Genomic DNA, 18193 nt, shown 5'->3' with positions numbered 1-18193 from the left:
AGATTGAAACATGACCGATGCACAAACCCCTCTCGTCGATATCGAAAACGTCTCGATCGCCTTTGGCGGCATACGCGCCGTCGATGGCGCCTCGGTCGACCTGTATCCGGGCGAAGTCGTGGCACTGCTTGGCCACAATGGCGCCGGCAAGTCGACGCTGATCAAGGTCCTCTCCGGCGCCTACAAGCGCGACAGTGGCACAATCCGCGTCAATGGCGAGGAAGCGACGATCAACAATCCGCGCGACGCCAAGGCCTATGGCATCGAGACGATCTACCAGACGCTGGCTCTTGCCGACAACGTCGATACGGCTGCCAATCTCTATCTTGGCCGCGAGTTGATGACGCCGTGGGGAACGCTCGACGATGTGGCAATGGAACACAGCGCCCGCGAAGTGATGGGCCGGCTCAATCCGCGGTTCCAACGCTTCAAGGACCCGGTCAAGGCGCTTTCAGGCGGCCAGCGCCAATCGGTGGCGATTGCCCGCGCCATCCTCTTCAATGCCCGCATTCTGATTATGGATGAGCCGACGGCGGCCCTGGGGCCGCAGGAGACGGCGCAGGTCGGGGAACTCATCAAGCAGCTTAAGAGCGAGGGTATCGGCATTTTCCTGATCAGCCACGATATTCACGACGTGTTCCACCTCGCCGATCGCGTGGCGGTGATGAAGAATGGTCAGGTCGTCGGCACGGCGAAGGTCACCGACGTGACCGAGGATGAAGTCCTTGGCATGATCATTCTCGGCAAATGCCCACCCGGTGCGATTCCGGGGCCAGGCGCGGTGAACTAGCTCAAGCCCCCCGTCTGAGGCCAGTGACGGCCTGTCTCCCACGCAAATGCAATCATTGATTGATTTGCAATCAATGATTAATATCGCATGAGAGGTGGCAGACGTGACGAGCATGACGATCAGAAACCTCGATGAGAAGTTGAAATCTCGTCTCCGCATTCGCGCTGCCCAGCATGGGAAATCCATGGAAGATGAGGCGCGCGATATATTGCGCGCGGCCCTCGCACAGGAAAGCAATCCTTCGAAAAATCTCGCGGAGATTATCGCTGAACGCTTCAAAGGGCTCGGCGGGGTGGATTTGCCTGTTGTTCCCCGTGAGGGCGTGCGAAAGCCTATCGATTTCAGCGAATGATTATCCTCGATACGAATGTCGTTTCGGAGTTGATGAAGGCTGAACCTGACGAGCAGGTAATTGCCTGGCTCGGCCAACAGCCCGTCGCTTCCCTCTTTACGACGACCATCACACAGGCCGAAATCTTTTACGGGCTCTCGCTCTTGCCCGAGGGCAGGAGGAAGCAGGCGCTTTTGGAAGCGGCCAACCTTATGTTCATCGAAGACCTGGCCGACCGGATTTTGTCGTTCGATGCGTCCGCGGCGATGTCGTATTCCGACATTCTTGGTGAACGTCGCCGTGCGGGTAAGACCATGTCCCAATTTAACGCACAAATTGCGGCCATCGCGCAGTCGCGGGGAGCGAAGCTTGCGACAAGGAACGTCAAAGATTTTATTGATTCCGGCATCGACATCGTCGATCCGTGGCGCAGATAAAAAAGGCCGCTCGAAGCGGCCTTTTTTACATTGAAGCGTGAAAGCTCAGACGGATTCGACGTGCTGGACTTCCGGTACGAAATGCTTGAGCAGGTTCTGGATGCCGTGCTTCAGGGTTGCCGTCGATGAGGGGCAGCCGGAGCATGCACCGCGCATATTGAGGAAGACAGTTCCGTTTTCATAGCCGCGGAAGGTGATGTCGCCGCCGTCCTGCGCAACTGCCGGGCGTACGCGCGTCTCAAGCAGTTCCTTGATGGTATCGACGATTTCGGCGTCGGCGCTGTCGAAAAACTCGTCTTCGGAATCGCGTTCAGCATCGTCGGCAACCTGCGTGGCGCTCGTCATGATCGGCGCGCCGGACATGAAATGCTCCATGATGGCGCCGAGGATGGCCGGCTTCAGATGTTGCCATTCCGGACCGTCGCTCTTGGTAACGGTGACGAAGTCATAGCCGAAGAAGACACCGGATACGCCGGGGATTGCAAAGATCTTGCCGGCAAGCGGAGAAGCTGCGCCCGCGCTTTGAGCATCGCGGAAATCGGCCGTCCCCTGGTCGAGAACCACCTTCCCAGGCAGGAACTTGAGGGTCGCCGGATTGGGCGTTGCTTCGGTCTGGATAAACATGACGGATCTCGCGTGTCTAGTTTAGAATTGTTCAAAGGCGATATAGGCCTTAAAACTCAACTGTTCAAGTCAGGATTGTATCACGTTTCGCGGCGGGATCACGTAATCGCGTCGATATCCTCGTCGGAGAGATTGTATGGGACAACCGTGACAGGAATGGGGAAGGATTCGCGTCCCGCCAGCGACTGAACGAGGGGCCCCGGGCCTTCCTTGCCCGAGCCTGCCGCAAGGACGAGGATGGCAATGTCCTGGTCTTCCTCGATCAGCTTCTGGATCTCTTCCGATGTCAGCCCTTCGCGCACGACGAGTTCGGATTCGATGCCGATCGTCCCGCGCACATTGGCCGCGAACTTGCTCAGCGTCGCGCTTGCACGTTCCTGCGCTTCGGCCCGCATGATCTGCTCGACGCCGAGAAAAGCCTGGAAATCGGCCGTGTCGATGACGAAAAGGAGGAGCAACACTCCGCCAGTCGTCTTGGCGCGGCGCGAGGCATAGGCTACCGCCCGCTCGCACTCGGGCGTCTCGTCGATAACGGCTAGAAATTTGCGGCGATGGCCCGCTTCCCGGCTAAGACGTTTCGATACCATGTGCCCGTTCCTGCCCTAACCGATGTAATCGTCCACCCCTTGCAGCACCCGGTCCTAGTCCTGCAGGAAGCCGATAATATCACGCACATTGCGCAGCGTCTTCTCGGCGAGAACGGCTGCCCGCTCACCGCCGTCCTTCAAGACGGAATCGACATAGCTCGGATCGGCCGAAATACGCCGCATCTCCGCGGCAATCGGCGCGAGACGCTCCACTGCGAGGTCGGCCAGTGCCGGCTTGAACACGGAAAATTGCTGGCCGCGGAAATCGCCGATTACCTTTTCCTTGTCCGCATCGATCAAGGCTGCATAGATGCCGACGAGGTTGTCTGCTTCCGGGCGATCCTTGAGACCCTCGACATCGGAGGGCAGCGGTTCGGCGTCGGTCTTGGCTTTGCGGATCTTCTTCGAGATCGTATCTGCATCGTCGATGAGATTGATGCGGGACAGATCCGAGGGATCGGATTTGGACATCTTTTTGGTGCCATCGCGCAGGCTCATGACGCGCGCAGCCGGCCCGCCGATGACGGGTTCCGTCAGCGGGAAGAAGCTGGCAATGGTCTCGTCGCCCGATTGCGTCTCGACGCCGAGACCGAGTTCGGCGATGCGGTCGGAGAAATCCGTATTGAATTTCTGCGCAATGTCGCGCGTGAGTTCGAGGTGCTGTTTCTGGTCTTCGCCGACCGGCACATGGGTAGCGCGATAGGCGAGGATGTCGGCCGCCATCAGGTTCGGATAGGTGAAGAGCCCGACGGATGCGTTCTCGCGATCCTTGCCGGCCTTGTCCTTGAACTGGGTCATCCGGTTGAGCCACCCCATGCGGGCAATACAATTGAACACCCAGGCGAGCTCGGCGTGCTGGCGCACGCGGCTCTGGTTGAAGACGATGTGCTTCTTCGGGTCGATACCGGAAGCCAGAAAAGCCGCCGTCACCTCGCGCGTGTTGCGCATCAGCTCGGCCGGGCCGCCCCACACGGACATGGCCTGCGTGATCGCATGCTGGTCGACCACGCAATAGATGCAGTTATAGTCTTCCTGCAGAGCGACCCAGCGCCGGATAGCCCCCAGATAATTGCCGAGATGCAGGTTGCCGGTTGGCTGGACACCGGAAAAGACGAGCTGTTCAAACGTGCTCATTAATCGTCCTTGATCGTTCGGGGATCGGGCTTGCAGGCGCCGATGGCAGTGAAGCGCGGTTTTGGCAGAGCCACACGCAGTATTCAAGCCCTATATCGTTGGCTGCTTCAGTTCGAGCAAGTCCCACTTGTTGCCGTAGAGATCCTGAAACACGGCGACGCTGCCATATGGCTCATGCCGTGGCTCTTCAAGGAAGATGACGCCTGATTTGACCATCGCCGAATGATCGCGCTCGAAGTCGTCCGTGTGAAGAAAGAAAGCAACCCGCCCGCCCGTCTGGTTGCCGGTGGCGGCTTCTTGGGCTTGTCCGTCCGCTTTTGCAAGGAGGATACGCGTTCCGTCGTCGCCAGGCGCCACGACCACCCAGCGCTTTGTTTCAGAAAGCGCGGTATCTTCGACGAGGCGAAAACCAAGCTTTTGCGTGTACCAGGCGATGGCTTCATCATAGTCGCGCACGACAAGCGTGATCAATCCGATGCGGCGGCTCATGGTGCGGCATCTGTCGGCGTTGCTTCAGCGGCCTTCGCGCCGCGCTTCACGTTGCGACGGATCATGGCAAGGCTGGCGCCGCCCGTGCCGAAGGCAAGGGCAAAGTAGGAGATCATCGCAAGGATGACGAGCGTCAGCACGGCAACGGCTTGTGTGTGGAGCGGCGCATGCGGTGCAAGTGCAGGGCCCATCCATATAATCGCATAATGAAGGCCGATCGCCATGATTGCCGCGGATATGAACAGTCGCGGAATGCGGGTGAGGAGAGGGATGTCGCGTCCCCAGTGGCCGCGCCATACCAAGGTCGCAAAGAGCAGGATGGCGTTGACCCAACCAGCAACGATCTCGGCGGTGGCGATGCCGGTCTCGTACATGATCGGGAAGAGCGTGAGCGCGAGCGAGACATTCACCGCCACGGCAATTGCGGCAAAGATCATCGGTGTACGAGTGTCCTCGCGGGCAAAGAACCCGGGAAGGAACGCCTTGATCAGCACGAAGGCCGGAAGCCCCAACCCGTAGACGGCGAGGATATTGCCGACCGTATGCGTCGAGGTGGGGGAGAAATTGCCGCGCTCGTAAAGCATGCGAACGATCGGTTCGGACATGACGAGCAGTGCCGCTGCTGCCGGCAGCGTCAGAAACAGGGTGAATTCCACCGAGCGGTTCTGCAGGCTCGACGCTTCCTTGAGGTTGCCGGAGCGCAGCGCGCGGGCGAGTTCCGGCAAAAGCACGGTAGCGACGGCAATGCCCACGACGCCGAGCGGCAGCTGGTAGATGCGGTCGGCATATGCGAGCGAGGAAATGGCGCCAGATTTCGCCGAAGCGATGTTGGTGTTGATCAGAAGGTTGATCTGCGTGATGCCGCCGGTTACCGCCGCGGGAAGCGCCAGAACCAGCAGGCGTTTCACGTTCTTGGTGAGATGCGGAAGGCGAAAGCCGATGGTGATGCCGGCATTGCGCACCGCAATCCAGACGATCGCAAGTTGCACGAGTCCGGAGACCATGACACCCCAGGACAGGGCGTAGCCGACATGCCTGCCGTCCTGGCCCGTATACCAGGCATAGGCAAGCACACCGATCAGAATGACATTGAGGAAGACCGGCGCGATCGCAGCGGCAAAATAGCGGTGCAGCGAATTCAGCATCCCGCTCATCATCGCCGCCAGCGACATACAGGCGAGATATGGGAACATGATGATCGCCATGCGCACCGTATTGTCGAACTTCATCGGATCCTCGACGAAGCCCGGCGCGATGACATAGCGCACGATCAGCGGCATCGACACTTCCATCAGGATCGTCAGCGTCAGCAATACGGTGAAGAGGACGCCGAACACCTCTTCGGAGAAGCGCCGCGCCCCATCAAGACCGTTTGCCTCAATCTCCTTGGCAAAAAGCGGAACGAAGGCAGCGTTGAAAGCGCCTTCGGCAAAAAGCCGGCGAAATGTATTGGGAAAGCGGAAGGCGGCGTTGAAAGCGTCGGCGATCGGCCCAGTGCCGAGCGCGCTCGCCATCAGCATTTCGCGGGTGAAGCCGAAGACGCGGCTCATCAGCGTGCCGGATGCGACAGTTGCAAATTTCTTGACGAGACTCATTTATTCCGCCGTCATGAGGATGTTTTGCCGCTGTGGCTGGGCGGTGGTTATATCGCCTTCGCCGAAGAGCGCGAGCAGCTTCTTACGAATGCGGTTTTGCCGCGCCGTGTTGGTGACTTTCTGGCCGACGAGGTCCGTCACGTAAAACACGTCGATGACCTTTTCGCCGAAAGTCGTCACATGCGCCGAGGCGATATCGAGCGAAAGATCGGAAATGATCCCGGTTATCTCTGAAAGAAGGCCGGGCCGGTCGAGCCCCTCCACCTCGATGACGGTGAACTTGTTGGAGAGCGTATTGTTGATTTCGACGCCGGGCTCGATACGGAAGGCGCGAACCGCCCGCTTCGGCTTGGTGCGCGCCGCCAGCATTTCGGGAAGATAGCTGCGGCCGGAAAGCACATCCTCGATCAGGCGGCCGACATTCTTCGCCCGCCTCCGCTCGTCGTCATCGGTCGGAAATTCGCGGCTGATCAGGATCGTATCGAGCGCCCGCCCGTCGCTGGTGGTGAAGATCTGCGCATCGACGATGTTGGCGCCCGCCGCGGCGCAGGCGCCGGCAATGATCGAGAGCAGGCGTGGATGATCCGGCGATAGAACTGTAATCTCGGTGACGCCTTCAAAATCATGGGTCTTGATCATGGTGGACAGCGTCTTGCCGGCCGCATCGGATTCGCGAATGAAGTTCGCGTGGCGGATCTGGTCGTCGAGGCTGACCGTCAGGAGATAGTTCTGGTAATGCAGCGCCAGGTAGGACTGGCGCTCGATCTGCGGCCAGGAAGACAGTGCGTGTTCGAGCTGAGACCGTGCATGTTCGGTGCGTTCCTTGCGCGGAACCTCCGAGAAGCCTCCGGTCAGCAGCAATTCCGTCTCATAGAAGAGATTGCGGAGCAGCTGGCCCTTCCAGCCGTTCCATACGCCCGGACCCACCGCCTTGATGTCGCAGATGGTGAGGATCAGCAGCAGCTTCATGCGGTCGAGCGATTGCACGATTTCGGCGAAATCCTCGATTGTCTTCCGATCGTTGAGATCGCGCGATTGCGCAACCCGGCTCATGGTCAGGTGCTGCTCGACGAGCCATGCGACCGTCTCCGTATCGGCCTTGGAGAGGCCAAGCCGGGGTCCAAGCCGCCTTGCGATGCGGGCGCCTGCAGTCGAATGATCTTCGGGACGTCCCTTGGCGATGTCGTGCAGGAGCAGCGCCACGTAGAGGATTTTGCGATCCTTCTTGAGCCCCGGCATGATCTGGTTGGCCAGCGGGTGTTCCTGGCCGAGATCGCCATGGTCGATCTCCGACATCACCGCGATGCAGCGCAGGAGGTGTTCGTCGACCGTATAGTGATGATACATGTTGAACTGCATCATCGCGACGATCTTGCCAAAATCCGGGATGAATTTGCCGAGCACGCCGGATTCGTTCATGCGCCGCAAGATCAGCTCGGGATTGCGCTCGGAAGTCAGAATTTCGAGAAAGAGCCGGTTCGCTTCCGGGTTTTCCCGCAATTCGCCATTGATCAGTGACAGCGAACGGGTGACGAGCTGCATCGCATCGGGATGAAACTCGAGGCCCTGCTGGTCCGCATAGTGAAAAAGGCGGATGAGGTTGACCGGGTCCTTCTCGAAGACACCGTCATCGGCGATGGTGATGCGATGGTTGTCGATGACGAAATCGCTTGTCCCGGCAATCTTGCGCTTGCGACGGGAAAAGGTCAGGAAAATCCTGTTGAAGCCCGGCACGTGCTTGGCCTGTTCTTCCTCTAGCGCCGCGCAAATGATGCGCGTCAGGTCGCCGACCTCCTTGGCAACGAGGAAGTAGTGCTTCATGAAGCGTTCGACGTCACGCTGGCCGGGATGCGCCGTATAGCCAAGACGCCGGGCGATCTCGCTCTGGATATCGAAAGAGAGCCGTTCCTCGGCCTTGCCGGTCAAAAAATGCATGTGGCAGCGCACCGCCCATAGAAGGTCCTCGGCCTTGCGGAACTTGTTGTGCTCCGACCGCGACAGCACGCCGAGCTTGACCAGCTCATCGCTGGTTTTGACGCGGTAGTAGTATTTGGCGATCCAAAACAGCGTATGCAGGTCGCGCTGGCCGCCCTTGCCCTCCTTGACGTTGGGCTCGACGAGGTAGCGCGTGGCACCGGCCTTGCGGTTGCGCGCATCGCGTTCGGCAAGCTTGGCCTCGATGAATTGCGGACCCGTTCCCTTGACCACTTCGTCGTCAAACCGCTTTTCCAGCGAAGTGAACAGCTCCTCATTGCCACAAACATAACGGGCCTCGAGAATGCTGGTGCGTATAGTCATGTCCGCCAGCGACAGACGAATGCATTCATCGAGATTGCGGGTGGCGTGCCCGACCTTGAGCCCGGCGTCCCACAGCATGTAGAGGATATACTCGACAACCTGTTCGCCCCACGGCGTTTGCTTGTAGGGCAAGAGAAACAGAAGATCGATATCCGAGCCCGGCGCCAGGGCGCCGCGCCCATAGCCGCCGACTGCGACAATACTCATGCGCTCGGCTGTCGAAGGGTTTACCGCAGGATAGACATGGGCGACCGCGAATTCGTAGAGCGCCGAAATGATCTGATCCATCAGAAAGGAAATCCGCATGGCGCAACGCGTGCCCCCGGCATCTTTCATCAGCAGCTCTTCCGCCTTCTTGCGGCCGGATGCGAGCGTTTGCTTGACAAGCTGCAGCACGTCGTTGCGATCGACGGATGCTGCCCCATTGTCCTTCGCCGCCTTGACCAGATCTTCAAACTGCCGATGAAGTATGGTGGGGTTGACGATCTGTTCCAGTTTCAGGTCTGAGGCGTTCATGAACACGACTTTATGGATGATGGCTCGCTATAGCGCGAAATCAATTCAAACGGAATGACTTCATTTGAAGCAGGTCAAACACGCCCTTCATGAATTCGTTGCTGCAATGCCTTTCAGGCGGTAGAGCACTTCCAGCGCCTCGCGCGGCGTCATCTCATCGGGATTTACGTCGGTGAGCGCGGCGAGCAGGGCGCTGTCTTTTCCCTGTGCCGGCTTGGGCGCCTGGCGCTTCACTTCAACAGAAAACAGCGGCAGATCGTCGATCAGCTTGTCGGCTTTGCCGGACGTATTGCCGGCCTCGAGCTGGTGCAGCACGTCGCGGGCCCGGCTGACGACCGCTTCCGGCAGGCCGGCAAGGCGGGCGACCTGAACGCCATAGGAGCGGTCAGCCGCGCCCTTGGCCACCTCGTGCAGGAAGACGACATCGCCGTCCCATTCCTTGACCCGCATCGTGACGTTGCCAAGGCGCGGGAGCTTCTCGGAAAGCGCTGTCATCTCATGAAAATGCGTGGCGAAGATCGCCCGGCACTGGTTTTTCTCGTGCAGATATTCGACCGCGGCCCAGGCGATGGACAGGCCGTCGAAGGTCGCCGTACCGCGCCCGATCTCATCGAGAATAACGAGCGAGCGGTCGCTCGCCTGATTGAGGATCGCTGCGGTTTCCACCATCTCCACCATGAAGGTCGAGCGGCCGCGGGCAAGATCATCGGATGCGCCGACCCGCGAAAACAGGCGGTCGACGATGCCGATATGGGCCGAGCCCGCTGGCACGAACGAGCCCATCTGGGCTAGGATCGCGATCAGCGCGTTCTGGCGCAGGAACGTCGATTTACCGCCCATGTTCGGTCCGGTCAGCAACCAGATCGCGCCTTTGCCGGTTCCCTCGGGAGATAGCGTACAGTCATTGGCCACAAACGGGTTTGCGGCCTGCCGCCGTAGCGACTGTTCGACGACGGGGTGGCGTCCGGCGATGATCGCGAAGGCAAGGCTGTCATCGACCAACGGACGGCAATAGCCCTGTTCCTCCGCAAGGACCGCGAGCGACACCGAGACGTCGAGCGCCGCCAGTGCCGCCGCCCCGGCGCGTATCGCCTCGGCATTTTCGACGGTCTCCCGCGTCAACAGTTCGAAAACATCAAGTTCGATGCCGAGCGCGCGGTCCGCCGCATTGGCGATCTTGGTTTCGAGTTCCGCAAGCTCGGTCGTCGTGAAGCGCATCGCATTGGCGATGGTCTGGCGATGAATGAACTTTGCCTTGGCCGCATCCGTATCGGTCATCACCGACGCATTGTTGGCCGTCACCTCGATGAAATAACCCAGCACATTATTATGCTTGATCTTCAGCGACCTGATGCCCGTCGTCTCCATATAGTCGGCCTGAAGGCCGGCGATGATGCGGCGTGAGTGGTCGCGAAGGGCGCGCATTTCATCAAGCTCGGCATTATAGCCGGGCCGCAAGAAACCGCCATCGCGCTTGAGGAGCGGCAGTTCATCGGCAAGCGCTGCTTCAAGATGGCTTAGGAAATTACGCGGCAACCCGGCGAGGCAATCGCGGACCCTGGCAAGCTCGCTCGGCAGGATCTCTGTTCCGATCACGCGGCCAATCTCGTCGGCGGCCTCAAACCCGCGGGCGAGCGCGCCGAGGTCCCGAGGCCCGCCCCGTCCGACGGCAAGCCGCGAGAGGGCGCGCGGCATATCCGGCACCCCTTTGAGCGTTTCCCGGACAATGTCGGCAAGCGATTGCTGCAGCAGAAAGAAGGAGACAGAATCGAGGCGCGTGGAAATGGCGTCCGGGTCGGTCAGCGGCGCGGTGAGCCGTTCGGACAGCAACCGGGCGCCCCCGCCGGTAACCGTCCGGTCGATCGCCTTGAGCAAACTGCCGTCGCGATTGCCGGAAAGGGTGCGCAGGAGTTCGAGGTTTGCACGCGTCGCAGGATCGATGAAGAGCGAGGAGCCTTCCGACTCGCGCTCCGGGCGCATCAGCGGCGGACGCTCCGCGATCTGCGTCTTTTCCACGTAGGCGATGGCGCCGGAAATCGCCGAAAGTTCGGCCCGCGAAAACTGGCCGAACCCGTCGAGCGTGCCGACATCGAAATAGCGCTGGATGCGGTTTTCCGCCGTTGCGCTGTCGAAGAGGCCTGGCGGCTGCGGCGTGACTGACCGACCGAGAATGTCGAAGATCGGACGAAGGTCCGGATCGTGAAAGACGGGATCGGCGACGATCAGTTCGCGTGGTTCGACCCGCAATATATCGGCGAGCATGCGGGACGGGTCGGTTTCGCCGACGCGGAAGGTCCCGGTGGAAATATCGATCCAGGCGAGCGCGAACTGGCCTTGGCCTGCGCCCTTCACACGGCCGAGCGTCATCAGATAATTGGCCTCGGATGGATCGAGCAGCTTTTCCTCGGTGATGGTCCCCGGCGTTACCAGACGGACGACATCGCGCTTGACGACCGATTTCGAGCCGCGTTTCTTCGCTTCGGCTGGATCTTCGATCTGCTCGCAGACGGCGACGCGAAAGCCGCGCGCGATGAGCTTCTGCAAATAATCGTCGGCGGCATGGACCGGCACGCCGCACATCGGGATGTCGTCGCCGAGGTGCTTGCCGCGCTTGGTCAGCGTAATGCCGAGCGCCCGCGATGCTGCGACGGCATCGTCGAAGAACAACTCGTAGAAATCGCCCATCCGATAGAACAGGAGGCTGTCAGGATTCGTCGCCTTGATCTCGATATATTGCTCCATCATCGGCGTCAGCCGCGCCGATGGCTCGGCATCGTAGGCAGGCGTTTCGATTATGGTTGCAAGTTCCGCCAATGCGCTCTCCTGATAGACCCTTGTCCAGTCTGGAGCAATCTATGCGCAAACGCAGGCTTTACCCACCTCTGTAGCGAGTATCCTGCGTTCTTCTCCACAGATGATCTCAAGCGAAACGCTTTGCTTCCGCGGCATAGTGGCTGACATAGCGTTCAGCGATGCGGCTGACCGGCAGGATGATCAAGACATCCGTCGTGCCGAAATCGTGATCGATGACGGCGCCGTCCCCGATCATTGCGCCAAGGCGAAGGTAGCCCTTGATGAGCGGCGGCATGGCAAACATGGCGACACGCGGGTTGATCGCCTCGGCCGGAACGAGGTCCATTGCCTGGTAACGGTCAGGCAAGGCGCACACGTCCCAATCAGGAGTCGCGCGGAAATTGTGCTGCAGGAACGAAAGTTGCAGCGCGTGGGCTGCAGGAACGGTCCCCTGGAATGAGGCGCATCCGAACATGACCCCGATCGAATGATGGCGGCAATAGGTCCAGATCCCCTGCCAGAGCAGCTCGACGGTGCGTTTCGAGCGGTACTCCGGCAGAACGCAGGAGCGCCCGAGTTCAAGGAAGCGCAAATCCGGCTTGGCGCTGACGAGGCTTTCGATTGAATATTCGCTGGCTGAATAGAATCCACCCGATGCAGAAGCCCGCTCTGAACGAAGCAGGCGGTATGTCCCGACGATCTGCTTGTGCTTGGGGCCGGCGATCGAGGTATCGTAGACAAGAAGATGGTCGCAGACTGGATCGAAACGGTCTGCATCGCGCTGTTCGAGCGTCGCCGATCCCTTGGCGCCGAGTTCGTCGAAGAAAACCTTGAAGCGGAGCTGCTGCGCCGACTCGATCTCGTCCTCGGTCTGGGCAAGGCAGACCTCCATCGTGCCGATGCGACCGAGCACCGAAACAAGGTGAGGCGCCACAAGAGGCGAGGGCGTTGAATCAACCTGCGAGACCATGCGCTGATCTTTAGTAGGTGAAGCACGTTCAAGCAAGGCGATGCTCATGTCGATTCGCTCTTAAGAGAGGTTGATCGGTGGTTCGGTCGCCTCCTGAATACTACAAATCGATGACGGCAGCATGACGTGACGGTGGCGGCTTGGGGCCTCTCGTGCAGTCGAAGGAATACGGAGAAGGTGGCATCGGAAGATGACCCCAGAGCACCAGCCCGGATCCTTGGGCCAAGCGCGACAACCCGCCTTATCTCAGTTCTTCCCGGGTTCACCCTTCGAAGCCCGGCGTTCGCGCAGCCAGGCGAGCACTTCCTCAAGCACGACCAGCGCCGCGCCGACTGAAATATAGGCATCGGCGAGATTGAAGACGGCAAACGACCAGGTCGGCAGATGGAAAAGAACATAATCAATAACGTAACCGTGAATGCTCCTGTCGATCAGATTGCCGAGCGCGCCACCGATGATCAGGGCGAAGCCGAAGCGGGAAATCCAGCGGGTTGCCGCCGTCGTCCACCAGAGATAGCTGACGAAGCAGATGATGACGAGCGTCAGCGCAATCAGCGCAAGGTCGTGCAGCCCGCTGAGCATGGAAAAGGCAATGCCATTGTTGTGAACGCGAAACAGTGCGAGGAACGGCAACACGTCGATCTGCTGCTGGTAGTCCATGCCGGTCTCGACCAGATTTTTGATGATCTGGTCGCTGACGACCGCAAAGGCGACGACGGCCAACAGATTGTAAAGGGCTTTGGTTTTCATCGTTCTCTTGTTTCAGTTTCCGCTATCGAGCTTGAGCGCGTCGCGCCTTATCTCGAACAGCATGATCCCGGTTGCAATGGCAAGATTAAGCGAATCCGCGCGGCCATCCTGCGGTATCCGGGCAAGCTTGTCGCAGCCGGCCGCCAGTTGGTCCGGCAGTCCCTGCTGCTCATTGCCCATCAAGAGCACAACGGGGCGGTTCGCATAAGGAATGGTGCGGTAATCGACTGCGCCTTTGAGGTGCGTACCAACGACGAGCCCGGCAAAGCCTTTGCGCCAGGCCAGGAACTCGGCCTCTGTGGCGCGCATGAGCGGTACCGCGAAGACCGAACCCATGGTGGCGCGCACGGCTTCGAGCGAGAATGGATCGGTTGTATCGCCGATCAGGATGATGCCCTTGGCGCCGACGGCGTCGGCGGTGCGAATGATCGTCCCGAGATTGCCGGGATCGCGGACCCGGTCCAGCGCCACATAGACCTCGTTGCCTTGCGGCCTCAGTGTAGCAAGCGGCTGGCTCCGCTGTTCGAGGACGCCGACCACCATTTGCGGATTGTCGCGCCGGGTAATGGCGGCAATGACCTTCTCATTGACTTCGAGGACATCCCCGCCTTTGGCGATGGTGCGTACCGCCACCTGTTCGACAAGTGAATTGCCCTTGCCTGCCTTGGAAAAGACGAGCGTGCGGATCGTCCAGCCGAGATCGAGTGCGTCGATGATCAGCTTCAGCCCCTCGGCGAGAAAGACTCCCTCCTGATCGCGATATTTTTTCATCGCGAGTGCGCGCAGATCCTTCACGATCGGGTTGGTGAGGCTGGTCACTTCCTTAACCCTGCCGGGTCGCGCGAGTCCGGTGCCTCGGGTGTGGTCGTCGTGTCGCGTCATGTATTTTCCCAACGGCTGAACAGCGAGGTGGAAAGCGCGCGTCCGGATGAACGTTCGCGCAGGATAAGTTCGCCCGACTCCACCGTACCGCCGAGGCCGGTGAGCGCATCGCGCATCAATTCATGAATCGCGAAAAACGAGGCGCGGATCGAATAGGCGGTCAACACGACACTGAGCGCATTGGGGGAAAGGATGGCGCGGCAGATATCGACCATGTCGGGGAGATTGTCGAAAAGTTGCCACACCTCGCCGCCCGGCCCGCGGCCATAGGCCGGGGGGTCGAGCAGGATGATGTCGTAGGTGCTGCCGCGCCGTTCCTCGCGCATGACGAATTTCATCGCATCCTCGCAGATCCAGCGGATGGGCTTGCTGGAAAGGCCGGCCATTTCCTGGTTTTCGCGCGCCCAGGCGATGGCTTTCTTCGAGGCATCCACATGGGTGACCTCTGCCCCGGCCCGCGCGGCAACGAGCGAGGCAACGCCGGTATAGCCGAAGAGATTGAGCACCTTGACCGGCCGTTTCGCGTTTCGGATCAGCCTGTCCATATGCGCCCAATGGGTGCCCTGCTCGGGGAAAACGCCAACATGCCGGAAGGAAGTGAAACGGCCATAGAACGGCAGTCCGTCGAAAGCGAGCGGCCAGGTTTCACCGAGCGGCACTTTCGGAAAGTGCCAGCGGCCGACGCCTTCCTCATCCGTATTGCCGGTAAAGACTGCATCCGCCTTGTCCCATTCGGCCTTGGCCCAGGCCGGCAACCAGATCGCCTGGCCTTCGGGGCGCACGATGCGATAGGGGCCGTATTGCTCCAGCTTCAGGCCATTGCCACTATCGAGGAGCGCGTAGTCCTCCGAAGGCAGGGTTTCGAGGATAAGGCCCGTTCGCTCCTCAGGACGTGATCCGGACCGGCGCACAAGCACGCGTCGTGTCGACGCCTCTTGACGTGCGCCACCCTGCGCGGAACCGTCGACGGCGGGCGTGCGCACCTGCTTGGCAAATTGCGGCCGCGGCTTTACCGGGCTTTGCCATTGCACAGCGCCCTTCGCGGGGTTGGCCTTGCTGGCAGCGCCCTTGGTCTTTCTCGTTTTTCCGCCGGATGGTTTCAAATCTCGCTTTCCCTGTCTTGGCTAGAACGCTCTAAGCCAAGATGTTGCAGGGCGAAAGCGAAATCCGAGCCGTTAGGCTTGTGATGCAGCGTTTGCCTTCTCAAAAACAAGGATTCCGGCCGCCAAATCCTCAAGGGCGGCACCGACCGATTTGAACAGCGTGATTTCCTCGGCGGACTGACGGCCCTTCATCGTGCCGCGCGTCAGGTCGAACAGGTCGCCGATGACATGCTCCTTGCTCACAACACCAGCTTTGATCGGCTGTACGATGTCGCCGCCTTCCTTGAGCGCGCCATCCTTCGTGTCGACAAACACCCGGGCGCGGCGGACGCACTCATCGTCGCTCTCGCGCATGGTCGGGGTGAACGCACCAATGAGATCGACATGCGCGCCTGGCTTCAGGTGCCTGCCGAGGACAAGCGGTTCGGTCGAGAGCGTTCCCGCGGTGATGATGTCCGCCTCGGCGATTGCCGCATCCTTGTCCGAAACGGCTTTTGCATTGAAGCCGTCAGCGGTAAGGTCCGCCGCCACTTTTTCGGCATTGGCAAGGTTGCGGTTCCAGATCGAGATTTCCTTGATCGGCCGCACGGCGCTGTGGGCGCGGGCAAGAAAGCCCGACAGCGCGCCAGCCCCGAGGACGACGAGCTTCGATGCATCTTCGCGCGCAAGGTAACGTGCGGCGAGCGCCGATGCCCCTGCCGTGCGCCAGATGGTGAGCCGCTGCCCATCTATGAGTGCCTTGGGTTCGCCGGTCTTGCCGTCGAGAAGCAGGTAGACGCCCATGACTGCGGGCTTCGCCACTGCGCCGTTATCGGGCGATACGGTGACGATCTTGACCCCCATATAGCCCTTGGAGGAGTCGCCGAGGGCATCGAAATCCGACCAAGCCGGCATGAGCAGTAAGGTCGATGCCGCGCCATCCGGCCGCTCGACTGTGTGGTGATGGCGCACGGGCTGAATAACGCCCTGGCGGAACGCCTGTTCGATGGCGTCGATCATATCCGGCCAATTCAATAGCCTGTCGACCTCGGCCGGGGAGATCAGTTTCATGTCTTGTTCCTTGGGTTTTCTTGTAATTGTGCCCTAGTGGAGCGAGGGCAGGTTCGGCGTCGCACCACTATCGACCGATGCTTTCTTGGCTTCCTTGCGCAGGAGTTCCGCTTCGAGTTTACGCTGGCGCGACAGTTTCCTATGTTTTCCTTGGTTGAACCAGGTAGCGAAACTGCCGAGGATGAGTCCGGCGATCAAGGCAGCGAACAGCCAAACGAAGAGCGGGGCCGTGTAGGAAAGCGCGGGGTTTCCGGGATTGAACGGATCGATCGTCAGTTGAACTGGCCCGCGGTTCGCAACCGACAGCGCTATGAGAACGATTGCAAGCGGCACCAGCACGAGGACGATGATAATGCGATTGATCATGTATTCCTCCCGGCGCGCTTCACCCGCCCGTTCGATGAACCTCAGCTATTGGCATTGAGACGGTCGCGAAGTTCCTTGCCGGTCTTGAAAAAGGGCACCCATTTTTCTTCAACCTCGACGCTTTCGCCGGTACGCGGGTTTCGGCCACTGCGTGCAGGGCGGTTTTTGACCGAGAATGCACCGAAACCACGAAGCTCGACGCGATTGCCCTCTGCCAGTGCGTCCGTGATCTCATCGAAGATCGCGCCGACTATATTCTCGACGTCGCGCTGAAACAGATGCGGGTTGCGGTTGGCAATGATCTGCACGAGCTCTGATTTGATCACAGCGAGTTCCCTTTCGGTTCAAGACCAGGAGGACATAGGCCCCACCTCAAGACTATGTCACTGATCTTATATGTTTAATATTCTTTTATTGCGCCCCGGCAGGCTTGCCGTCAACGTGCCAAACAGAAACGAGTCCGTCAAGGAACATGCGGTCTCCGGTGAGCTGATTCAGCATTCCGGCGCTCTCCTCCGGCAGGCCGAGATAGCGGGCGAGCATTTTTGTCGCTGAATTTGAGAAGAACAGGCCGAGCGAGGATTTTTCCACGGGCTTCCATTCGACAACCGGCAGTTTGTCGTTGACGCCTTTGGTCTTCAGCCAGGCGATCGCCGTATCCTCGCCGCCGAGTTCGTCAATGAGCTTGTTGGCGATGGCCTGCCGGCCGGTGAAGACCGATCCATCCGCTAGCGCCAGCGCCTGCTCATGCGTGAACTTGCGTCTTTCCTGCACGAGGCCGACGAACCAGTCATAGGAATCGATGATCATGCGGTGGATCATTTCCTTGGCTTCATCGCTTGCCGGATTGAAGAAATTGGGTTCGGCCTTCAGTGGACTCGACTTGATGGTCTCGACTTTGACGCCGAGCTTGGTCAGAAGCTGCGAAATATCGGGGTATTGGAACAAAACGCCAATAGAGCCGACGATCGACGATTGGCGTGCTACGATATGGTCGGATGCGCTGGCGATCATGTAGCCCGCCGACGCTGCGAGCGTTCCGACTTGCGCGACCACCGGCTTTTTAACGGCAAGCTTGCGCACGGCCTCATAGATAGCCTCTCCGCCCGCTGTCGTTCCGCCGGGGGAATCGACCGACAGGATGACGCCCCTTACGGCGTTGGAATCGGTCACGTCCTTGAGCCGCTTCAGCAGTTCCTCGTTCTCGAAGATCGTGCCTTCAATGCGGACCTTGGCGATATGCGGCGATGACCTGCTGGAAAACGCATCCGATCCTGCCACCGAAAAATAAAACAAAATCAGTGCGAGAGCGACAATCAACAGCGCCAGGATGCGCCAGAATGTCAGTTTTCGGCGCAGGCGCCGTCTGTCAATAATCGCGTCAGCCGTGTTTGCCATCGATTTGTCCATTCGTTCTCAACGTCGGTAAAAACAATCTCTGCGACATCACGAGAGGGAAGTCTAGGGTAAGGTTCCTG

At 59.8% G+C, this 18193-nt stretch carries 17 protein-coding genes and 1 pseudogene; 3 read left to right on the top strand and 15 right to left on the bottom strand.

Translation table 11 applies throughout. The features are described from left to right. Positions 1 to 10: 10 nt before the first annotated feature. The 3 genes from BLR72_RS07360 (at position 11) to BLR72_RS07350 (ending at position 1558) form a co-directional block, all read left to right on the top strand. On the top strand, positions 11 to 790 hold the full coding sequence (locus BLR72_RS07360; protein ID WP_027230638.1) for an ATP-binding cassette domain-containing protein: 780 nt from the start codon (positions 11 to 13) through the stop codon (positions 788 to 790). Between the two features lie 103 nt (positions 791 to 893). Next, the gene (locus BLR72_RS07355) at positions 894 to 1142 is read left to right on the top strand and encodes a FitA-like ribbon-helix-helix domain-containing protein (protein WP_091946893.1); all 249 of its coding nucleotides are present in this window, start codon (positions 894 to 896) and stop codon (positions 1140 to 1142) included. Continuing rightward, the gene (locus BLR72_RS07350; RefSeq protein WP_091946890.1) at positions 1139 to 1558 is read left to right on the top strand and encodes a type II toxin-antitoxin system VapC family toxin; all 420 of its coding nucleotides are present in this window, start codon (positions 1139 to 1141) and stop codon (positions 1556 to 1558) included. The genes BLR72_RS07355 and BLR72_RS07350 overlap by 4 nt, the downstream gene beginning before the upstream one ends. 45 nt (positions 1559 to 1603) lie before the next feature. On the opposite strand, the gene BLR72_RS07345 is transcribed toward BLR72_RS07350, so the two are convergent. From BLR72_RS07345 to sppA, 15 genes and pseudogenes are all read right to left on the bottom strand, one after another. After that, positions 1604 to 2182 (bottom strand): NifU family protein, encoded by a 579-nt coding sequence (locus BLR72_RS07345; protein ID WP_091946887.1) that lies wholly within the window; start codon positions 2180 to 2182, stop codon positions 1604 to 1606. Positions 2183 to 2280: 98 nt separating this feature from the next. Next, positions 2281 to 2769, bottom strand: a complete 489-nt coding sequence (locus BLR72_RS07340) for a universal stress protein (RefSeq protein ID WP_027230636.1) — start codon at positions 2767 to 2769, stop codon at positions 2281 to 2283. A 54-nt stretch (positions 2770 to 2823) separates the two neighbouring features. Next, positions 2824 to 3903 (bottom strand): tryptophan--tRNA ligase, encoded by a 1080-nt coding sequence (trpS, locus tag BLR72_RS07335; protein ID WP_091946884.1) that lies wholly within the window; start codon positions 3901 to 3903, stop codon positions 2824 to 2826. A 90-nt stretch (positions 3904 to 3993) separates the two neighbouring features. Next, the gene (locus BLR72_RS07330) at positions 3994 to 4392 is read right to left on the bottom strand and encodes a VOC family protein (protein WP_091946881.1); all 399 of its coding nucleotides are present in this window, start codon (positions 4390 to 4392) and stop codon (positions 3994 to 3996) included. Continuing rightward, positions 4389 to 5987 carry a murein biosynthesis integral membrane protein MurJ gene (gene murJ / locus BLR72_RS07325; RefSeq protein ID WP_091946878.1) on the bottom strand — a complete coding sequence of 533 codons (1599 nt, stop codon included), beginning with the start codon at positions 5985 to 5987 and terminating at the stop codon, positions 4389 to 4391. The genes BLR72_RS07330 and murJ overlap by 4 nt, the downstream gene beginning before the upstream one ends. Beyond that, positions 5988 to 8801 carry a [protein-PII] uridylyltransferase gene (locus BLR72_RS07320; protein WP_091946875.1) on the bottom strand — a complete coding sequence of 938 codons (2814 nt, stop codon included), beginning with the start codon at positions 8799 to 8801 and terminating at the stop codon, positions 5988 to 5990. It lies immediately after the preceding gene. A gap of 87 nt (positions 8802 to 8888) precedes the next feature. Next, a complete protein-coding gene (gene mutS, locus BLR72_RS07315) occupies positions 8889 to 11546 on the bottom strand; it encodes a DNA mismatch repair protein MutS (protein WP_091948538.1) in 2658 nt (885 codons plus the stop codon). Positions 11547 to 11721: 175 nt separating this feature from the next. Next, positions 11722 to 12507 (bottom strand): annotated as a pseudogene (locus BLR72_RS07310) (GNAT family N-acetyltransferase); the annotation flags it as partial. Positions 12508 to 12810: 303 nt separating this feature from the next. After that, positions 12811 to 13314, bottom strand: coding sequence for a signal peptidase II (gene lspA / locus BLR72_RS07305; RefSeq protein WP_091946869.1), 504 nt, complete (start codon positions 13312 to 13314; stop codon positions 12811 to 12813). A gap of 12 nt (positions 13315 to 13326) precedes the next feature. Continuing rightward, positions 13327 to 14196, bottom strand: a complete 870-nt coding sequence (locus tag BLR72_RS07300) for a TrmH family RNA methyltransferase (protein WP_091946866.1) — start codon at positions 14194 to 14196, stop codon at positions 13327 to 13329. Next, positions 14193 to 15299, bottom strand: a complete 1107-nt coding sequence (locus BLR72_RS07295; protein ID WP_175492307.1) for a class I SAM-dependent rRNA methyltransferase — start codon at positions 15297 to 15299, stop codon at positions 14193 to 14195. The genes BLR72_RS07300 and BLR72_RS07295 overlap by 4 nt, the downstream gene beginning before the upstream one ends. A gap of 72 nt (positions 15300 to 15371) precedes the next feature. Next, the gene (locus BLR72_RS07290; protein WP_091946863.1) at positions 15372 to 16349 is read right to left on the bottom strand and encodes a bifunctional Delta(1)-pyrroline-2-carboxylate/Delta(1)-piperideine-2-carboxylate reductase; all 978 of its coding nucleotides are present in this window, start codon (positions 16347 to 16349) and stop codon (positions 15372 to 15374) included. A gap of 33 nt (positions 16350 to 16382) precedes the next feature. Further along, a complete protein-coding gene (locus BLR72_RS07285) occupies positions 16383 to 16715 on the bottom strand; it encodes a lipopolysaccharide assembly protein LapA domain-containing protein (RefSeq protein WP_027230625.1) in 333 nt (110 codons plus the stop codon). 41 nt (positions 16716 to 16756) lie between these two features. Further along, the gene (locus tag BLR72_RS07280) at positions 16757 to 17041 is read right to left on the bottom strand and encodes an integration host factor subunit beta (protein WP_027230624.1); all 285 of its coding nucleotides are present in this window, start codon (positions 17039 to 17041) and stop codon (positions 16757 to 16759) included. An 85-nt stretch (positions 17042 to 17126) separates the two neighbouring features. Next, a complete protein-coding gene (gene sppA, locus BLR72_RS07275; protein ID WP_027230623.1) occupies positions 17127 to 18113 on the bottom strand; it encodes a signal peptide peptidase SppA in 987 nt (328 codons plus the stop codon). Positions 18114 to 18193: the final 80 nt, after the last annotated feature.

The organism is Phyllobacterium sp. YR620 (assembly GCF_900104165.1).
In the GTDB taxonomy this organism is placed as follows: domain Bacteria; phylum Pseudomonadota; class Alphaproteobacteria; order Rhizobiales; family Rhizobiaceae; genus Phyllobacterium; species Phyllobacterium pellucidum.
The sequence above is the reverse complement of the archived record's forward strand: the minus strand, read 5'-3'. Positions and strand labels throughout refer to the sequence as shown.

Bases quoted from the DNA above. Each gene is read 5' to 3' on its own strand.
- BLR72_RS07340 (WP_027230636.1), bottom strand. From the start codon at position 2,769: ATGGTATCGAAACGTCTTAGCCGGGAAGCGGGCCATCGCCGCAAATTT.
- murJ (WP_091946878.1), bottom strand. From the start codon at position 5,987: ATGAGTCTCGTCAAGAAATTTGCAACTGTCGCATCCGGCACGCTGATG.
- mutS (WP_091948538.1), bottom strand. From the start codon at position 11,546: ATGATGGAGCAATATATCGAGATCAAGGCGACGAATCCTGACAGCCTC.
- BLR72_RS07320 (WP_091946875.1), bottom strand. From the start codon at position 8,801: ATGAACGCCTCAGACCTGAAACTGGAACAGATCGTCAACCCCACCATA.
- BLR72_RS07285 (WP_027230625.1), bottom strand. From the start codon at position 16,715: ATGATCAATCGCATTATCATCGTCCTCGTGCTGGTGCCGCTTGCAATC.
- BLR72_RS07345 (WP_091946887.1), bottom strand. From the start codon at position 2,182: ATGTTTATCCAGACCGAAGCAACGCCCAATCCGGCGACCCTCAAGTTC.
- BLR72_RS07300 (WP_091946866.1), bottom strand. From the start codon at position 14,196: ATGACGCGACACGACGACCACACCCGAGGCACCGGACTCGCGCGACCC.
- BLR72_RS07330 (WP_091946881.1), bottom strand. From the start codon at position 4,392: ATGAGCCGCCGCATCGGATTGATCACGCTTGTCGTGCGCGACTATGAT.
- BLR72_RS07350 (WP_091946890.1), top strand. From the start codon at position 1,139: ATGATTATCCTCGATACGAATGTCGTTTCGGAGTTGATGAAGGCTGAA.
- lspA (WP_091946869.1), bottom strand. From the start codon at position 13,314: ATGAAAACCAAAGCCCTTTACAATCTGTTGGCCGTCGTCGCCTTTGCG.
- trpS (WP_091946884.1), bottom strand. From the start codon at position 3,903: ATGAGCACGTTTGAACAGCTCGTCTTTTCCGGTGTCCAGCCAACCGGC.
- BLR72_RS07360 (WP_027230638.1), top strand. From the start codon at position 11: ATGACCGATGCACAAACCCCTCTCGTCGATATCGAAAACGTCTCGATC.
- sppA (WP_027230623.1), bottom strand. From the start codon at position 18,113: ATGGCAAACACGGCTGACGCGATTATTGACAGACGGCGCCTGCGCCGA.
- BLR72_RS07290 (WP_091946863.1), bottom strand. From the start codon at position 16,349: ATGAAACTGATCTCCCCGGCCGAGGTCGACAGGCTATTGAATTGGCCG.